The 7,284-nt window shown below is 31.0% G+C and carries 5 protein-coding genes; all 5 read left to right on the plus strand.

All coding sequences use genetic code 11. The annotated features are described in order from the left end of the window. Positions 1-63: 63 nt before the first annotated feature. Positions 64-1,617, plus strand: coding sequence for an FGGY-family carbohydrate kinase (locus tag FNZ64_RS06990; RefSeq protein WP_142414120.1), 1,554 nt, complete (start codon positions 64-66; stop codon positions 1,615-1,617). Between the two features lie 262 nt (positions 1,618-1,879). Then, positions 1,880-3,316, plus strand: coding sequence for an NAD(P)/FAD-dependent oxidoreductase (locus FNZ64_RS06995; RefSeq protein WP_142414121.1), 1,437 nt, complete (start codon positions 1,880-1,882; stop codon positions 3,314-3,316). Between the two features lie 12 nt (positions 3,317-3,328). Next, a complete protein-coding gene (locus FNZ64_RS07000; RefSeq protein ID WP_142414122.1) occupies positions 3,329-4,591 on the plus strand; it encodes an NAD(P)/FAD-dependent oxidoreductase in 1,263 nt (420 codons plus the stop codon). Between the two features lie 103 nt (positions 4,592-4,694). Further along, positions 4,695-5,054: a DUF1667 domain-containing protein gene (locus FNZ64_RS07005; protein ID WP_142414123.1), complete on the plus strand. Its 360-nt coding sequence runs from the start codon at positions 4,695-4,697 to the stop codon at positions 5,052-5,054. A gap of 415 nt (positions 5,055-5,469) precedes the next feature. Then, complete coding sequence (locus FNZ64_RS07010; protein WP_142414124.1) at positions 5,470-6,846, plus strand: sodium-dependent transporter; 1,377 nt, start codon at positions 5,470-5,472, stop codon at positions 6,844-6,846. The last annotated feature ends 438 nt before the right edge of the window (positions 6,847-7,284 follow it).

Raw genomic sequence — 7,284 nt, forward strand, 5'->3', positions numbered from 1 at the left:
TGTTTGTGGTAAGAAAACCTTAATTGTGGTAATATGTAAATATCATATTATTGGAGGAAAACAATGAGTAAAGAATATATTTTATCTATAGATTGTGGAACTCAAAGTATAAGGGCTATGATTTTTGATATAAATGGGGATATACTTGGCAAAAGTCAAGTTGAATTTATTCCATATTTTTCAGAGCATTTAGATTGGGCTGAACAAAATGTTGAGGTATATTGGGATAGTCTTTGTAAGGCTACCAAAGAGTTAAAGAAGAAATGTGAAGATATATGGAATAATGTTGTTGGGGTAGTAGTAACTACTATAAGAGATACTTTTATTAATATAGACAGAAAAGGAAATGTTTTAAGACCAGTTATGGTATGGCTTGATCAAAGAATTGAAAAGAAGGTTCCAGAGCTTTCTTTTATGGAAAAAGCTGTTTTTAAAGGGATTGGCATGGAAAAAACTTTAAAAACAGTTCAAGAAAACAGTAAAGCTCATTGGATAAAACAAAATCAACCTGAAGTTTGGAAAAATACTTATAAGTTTATAATGTTATCTTGTTATTTTCACTATAAGTTATCAGGAAAATTAGTTGATTCCGTAAGCAATCAAATAGGACATATTCCATTTAACTACAAGAAAAAACAATGGGCTAATTCACCTATAGATTACAGGTGGAAAATATTTGGTGTGGAAAAGGATAAACTTCCTACCCTTGTGAATTCAGGAGATATTATAGGAAAAATAACAAAAGAAGCTAGTGAGGCTACAGGTATAAGAGAAGGGGTCCGTTTAATTGCTGGAGCTTCAGACAAGGGATGTGAAACTTTAGGTAATGGATGTATGGATGAAACTAAAGCAAGCATAAGTTTTGGAACAACTACTACAGTTCAAACCACCACAAGAGAATATGTGGAAGCAGATAGATTTATGCCAGCATATCCTTCTGCTATTCATGATAGATTTAATCCTGAAATAGCTATACTTCGAGGATATTGGCTTATTAGTTGGTTTAAGAAAGAATTCTCTCAAATGGAAATATTAGAAGCTAAAATGATGGGAGTTTCTCCTGAACAAATATTAAATGAAAGATTAAGAGAAGTTCCTCCAGGTGCAGATGGATTAATTCTTCAGCCTTACTGGGGTGGAGGGGCTAAGAATCCTGATGCTAGAGGTGCTATAGTGGGGTTTGCTGATGTGCATACAAAGGCACATATTTATAGAGCTATAATAGAAGGAATTAACTATGCTCTTTTAGATGGTATAGAAAAAATTGAAAGAGCCACAGAGGTAAGAATAAGCGAAATAGCTATTTGTGGTGGAGGAGCTCAAAGTGATATAATAGCTCAAATTACTGCAGATATGTTTAATAGAAGAGTATATAAGGGACAAACTCACGAGCTTTCTGCCTTAGGAGCTTCTATGATTGGGTATGTAGCCTTAGGGGTTTATAAAAATTATGAGGAAGCTATAAAGCATATGTTTCATAGGAAGAGAGAGTTTTTACCTTATCCTGAAAATGTTAAACTCTATTCAGAACTATATAATAAGGTGTATTTAAAAGTATATCCTAGTTTGAAAGGCTTATATAAGGAAATGAAATCTATAGAGAGTCATAGGAGATAATAAAGGAAATATTTCCTTTATATTAAATTTACCTAGAATTTGTTTTGTAGTATAATTGATTAGTAGTATAAATATAAGAAACCTAGTTTAAATTATTTTATCCTAGGTTTTTTAACGTTTAAATAAAAAGATTTCTTTGTTTCAGAAAAAATTTTTACTCCCATTTTGAATAATATAGGAGTATTAGAGTGGGGATTTATTAGATAAAAATTAAATTTAAACATATATAGTTTAAGCTTTTAAAAAGCTAGGAGGAAAGTTTATGTATGATGTAGCTATAATTGGAGCTGGAATTATAGGAACCTCTATTGCCAGAGAATTAGCTAAATATGATATTAAGACTATTTTAATAGATAAAGAAAACGATGTGTCAAATGGAACAACAAAGGCAAATAGTGCAATTGTTCATGCAGGTTATGATGCAAATCCAGGCAGCAATAAGGCTAAGTTTAATGTTTTAGGTAATAAGATGTATGAAGAACTTTGTAAGGAGTTGGACGTGCCTTTTAAGAAAATAGGTTCCCTAGTTTTAGCTTTTGATAATGAGGATATAGATACATTAAAAGAACTAAAACTGAAAGGGCAAACAAATGGGGTAGAAGGGTTAGAGCTTTTAACTAAAGAAGAAGTATTAAATTTGGAACCAAATATAAATAAAAATATTAAGGGTGCACTATATGCCAAAAGTGCAGGTATAGTAGGACCTTTTGAGCTTTCCATAGCCCTTGCAGAAAATGCTGTGGATAATGGGGTAGAACTTATATTAAATAGTGAAGTAACAGATATAAAATTAGTGGATCATAATTATAAAATCTATATAAACCATGGAGAAAGAGAAGTAGAAAGTAAAATAGTTATAAATTGTTCAGGGGTTTATGCAGATATTATAAGCAGCATGATATGTAATACAGATTTTAAAATAACTCCAAGAAGGGGCCAATACTTTGTATTAGATAAAAGTGCAGGTGAAATAGTAAATTCTGTAATTTTTCAGTGCCCAAATAGATTAGGAAAGGGAGTTTTAGTTACTCCAACAGTTCATGGAAACCTATTAGTAGGGCCAGATGCTGAGGATATAGATGAAAGGGATATTAATGAGACCTCAGAGTCAGGTTTAAAATTTATAAGTGAGATTTCTAAAAAAAGTGTAGAAAATATTCCATTAAATAAAGTTATAACATCTTTTTCAGGCTTAAGGGCTACAGGGGATAAGGGCGATTTTATAATTGAAGAATCTAAAGAATATAAGAATTTTATAAATGTAGCATGTATAGAATCACCAGGTCTTACAGCAGCACCAGCCATAGCGGTTCATGTTGCTGATATGGTTAAGAAAAACATAACTAACATTAGTTTAAAGAAAGATTTTAAACCAAGACGAAAACTTGTAAGATTTATGGAGTTAAGCACAGAAGATAAAAATGAGCTTATAAAGAAAGATCCTAGATATAGCAAACTTATTTGCAGATGTGAAAAGATAACAGAAGGTGAAATAGTAGATATTATACATAGAAATGTTGGGGCAACTACTGTAGATGGAGTAAAAAGAAGAATAAGACCTGGTATGGGAAAATGTCAAGGTGGTTTTTGCATGCCAGATATAATAGAAATACTTAGTAGAGAACTTAATGTATCTATGGAGGAAGTAGTAAAGGATAGTTTAAACTCTAAAATATTAATAGAAGAAACCAATGAATAAGGAGGTGGAGAGATGGTTAATTATGACATAGTAATAATAGGGGGAGGACCTGCGGGTCTTGCAGCAGCTATAGAAGCTAGGGAAAATGGAGTAGATAAAATTCTAGTTTTAGAACGTTCTAGGGAACTGGGGGGAATACTTCAGCAGTGTATACATAATGGATTTGGATTACATATATTTAAGGAAGAACTTACAGGACCTGAATATGCTGAAAGATTTATAGAAAATCTAAAATCTCATAATATAGATTATAAATTAGAAGCAACGGTTTTAGAAATTAATAAGCATAAGGAAGTTTATGCCTTAATAAAAGATGAGGGATATTTAGCTATTAAGACAAAGGCTATAATTATGTCCACGGGATGTAGGGAGCGAACTAGAGGTGCAATTAACATACCAGGTGCTAGACCAGCAGGGGTGTTTACAGCAGGAACAGCTCAAAGGTTTTTAAACTTAGAAGGTTACAAGGTGGGTAAGAAAGTGGTTATTTTAGGTTCTGGAGATATAGGACTTATAATGGCAAGAAGACTTACCCTAGAAGGGGCAAAGGTTGAAGCCGTAGTAGAACTTATGCCTTATTCAGGAGGACTTAGAAGAAATATAGTTCAATGTCTTGATGATTTTAACATACCACTATTGCTTAGTCATACCGTAAGTAAAATCTATGGAAAACATAGAGTAGAAGGTGTTGATATTTCTGCAGTAGATTCTAATAGAAAGCCAGTACCAGGTACTGAAATACATATAGATTGTGATACCTTACTTCTTTCTGTAGGTCTTATTCCGGAAAATGGTCTGCTAGAAAGTATAGGAGTTAAACTAGATAAAATAACTTCAGGCCCTATAGTTAATGAAAGTATGGAAACCTCTGTTGAAGGTGTTTTTGCCTGTGGAAATGTGGTCCATGTTCATGATTTAGTTGACTATGTAACAGAAGAAAGCAAAAGAGCAGGTAAAAGTGCAGCAAAATATGTAAGAGGATTACTAAAGAATAAAGTAAATAAAATAGAGGTTAAAGGAATTAATGGAGTTAGATATGTGGTTCCTCATATTATAAGAGAAGAAAACCTAGAGGATAATATAACTCTATTAATGAGAGTAGGGGATACCTATGAAAATTCTAAATTAGTAGTTAAAAATGAAAAAGGTGAGCTTATAAAAGAGATTAAGAAAATGCATCTTGCACCGGGAGAAATGGAAAGTATTATATTAAAGAAGGAAGATATATACGGAAAAAATGTTACCAATATATATTTATCTATAGAGGACATATAAAACCTAGATTTGTAAATTTAATATTACATAAAGCATTAAACATATCTTATATATTACTAATTTCATATATAAGAAAAATAAACTTAAAGTGAGGAGAAAAAAAGTGGACAAGAAAGACTTAGTTTGTATAGTGTGTCCAAAGGGATGTAGGCTAACAGTAGAAAAAATAGATAACAGCTTTAAAGTATTGGGTAATAGTTGTAAGAGGGGAGAGATATACGGTATAAATGAAAGTAAAAATCCAACTAGAGTCCTTACAACTACTATAAAGTTATTAAATTCTAAATATAATAGATTACCTGTTAAAACAAAGGAGCCAATTCCAAAAGAACTTTTATTTAATGCTATGGAAGTTATAAACTCTATGGAGATTAAAGCACCTATTAAGGTTGGACAGGTTGTGTTAGAAAATATTTTAAGCACAGGTATAGACATTGTAGCGACAAAAACTGTAGAATCTTAAATTTAAAGTATAAAGTGATTTTTGCATCTAAGAATCTTAAGTAATCTTTAGCACCTAGATACATAGTATTATTATAACTATGTATCTAGGTGTTTATTTTTTAGAGATCCAACCTAATAACTTATAATTCAAAATTGCAAGTCTGTCAAAAAAATATTGCAAAACCCTTAAATTTATGATAAAGTAAAAAGAAAAATTTAGCACTATAAAGTGCTACAATTTATTCAATGACTATTGGCTCTAGTACTCGCATCTTATTCAAAGTTAGAGAAAAAGTGGCTACATCCTTAGGGAAGTATTTGTAAGTTTCAGTAGGAGTAAAAGCTTTATATGAAGTCAAAGATTAAGTTTATTTTAGAAAATTATTTATAAATTATAAGTAGATAAATCAATTAAATTATAAGGGGCGGTTTAAATGGAGAGTAAAAAGAAGAGAGAAGGGTTTTCGTCGGGGCTTGCTGTATTTTTTGCGACCTTAGGTTCCGCAGTAGGATTGGGGAATATTTGGAAGTTTCCCTATTTAACAGGACAAAATGGAGGCGGAGCTTTTGTATTTGTATATTTAATTTGCATACTACTAGTAGGGATTCCTGTAATGGTAGCAGAATTTTACATAGGAAGACGTGGAAGAAAAAATGCTGTTGGAGCATTTAAACAATTAAAAGCAGGAAAACATTGGAGTGTAATTGGATATTTAGGTGTATTAAGTACCTTTTTAATTATGTTTTTTTATAGTTCTGTAGCTGGATGGGTTTATTCCTATGTTTTTAAATCCTTAAAAGGTGATTTTAATATTTTAAAGGGAAAATCTATAGAAGAGGCTGTAACTATAGTAAATAACAATTTTAATAATACAATAGGGGGAAATATAGCTCCAATAGTGTGGCAAGCTATAGTATTATTAGTTGTTGGAATAATTATAATGTTAGGGGTACAAAAGGGAATTGAAAAAGTTACAAAGACCCTAATGCCTGTATTATTTTTTTTAATTATTATTTGTGATATTAGAGCATTAACTTTAAGCGCATCAGGAGAAGGGCTTAAATTCTTATTTGGTATAGATTTTAGCAAAATAACTACCTCTGTTATTTTATCAGCTTTGGGACTAGCATTTTTTAAATTATCTATAGGAATGGGTACAATGATAACTTATAGTAGTTATTTTACAGAAGATAATAATTTATTAGGTACTTCCTTTAAAGTGGCTCTTTCTGATACATTAGTATCTTTACTTGCAGGAATTGCTATTTTCCCGGTAGTATTTCAGTTTGGAATGAAACCAGAAGGAGGACCAGGACTTTTATTTAATACAATTCCACTGGTATTTTCCCAAATGCCTATGGGAAGTTTATTATTGGTGTTATTCTTTTTATTAACAGCTTTTGCAGCTACCATGGCTATGCTTTCCATGGCAGAGGTTATTGTAGCCTTTTTAGCAGAAGAAAGAGGGCTAGGAAGAGGGCTTTCTACTTTAATATCTCTTGGAACAGTATTTATAGTTGGAGCTTTAACTGTTCATAAGAATAGCATTTTTGCACATGTATCTTTATTTAATAAGAACTTTTTCGACTTTTTTGACTTCTTATCCTCAAATATATTACTTCCAGTAGGAGGACTTTTAATAGCAATTTTTGTTGGATATATTGTAAAAAAAGAAGAGGTTATAGAGGAGTTATCTAATAAAAACACATTAAATAATAAATCTTTTATAAATACTTTTAGATTTATATTAAGATATATAACTCCAATCTTATTATTTATTATTTTTATTCAATCCATAGGAATTATTTAGGCTATTTAAGCTTATTCAAATATTCTCATGGCACTCTGTGAAAGCAACTTCTACCAAATCGAAGATTTGGATTCTCTGCTTTTCTTCAAAGTGGAAGAAAAGAGCAACTATAACCCTGGATAACGGTGTTTAAGCTTCGGTTGGGAGTAAAAACTCTCTTTGAAGCCAAGAACTCTGCTTATGCAGGGTTTTTTGTATTACCTGTATAATAAGCTCTTTAAAATTTAACAATGGAGTTTTTAAATATATTATAATATATTTAAAGGGAGAGGATTTTTGTGAATAGTACAGTAGCTAAAAGATATTTGTAATCACTAGTGTTTAATTAATGGATTGAAAATCCTATTGACAATAATAACTTGTAATAAATTTCTATGTGTACCAGCAATATATAAATGAAAATAGTCAGCACCTTTGCTTTAATATAATTACCACAAT

Origin of the sequence: Hathewaya massiliensis, assembly GCF_902143515.1 — a bacterium.
GTDB lineage: Bacteria > Bacillota > Clostridia > Clostridiales > Clostridiaceae > Hathewaya > Hathewaya massiliensis.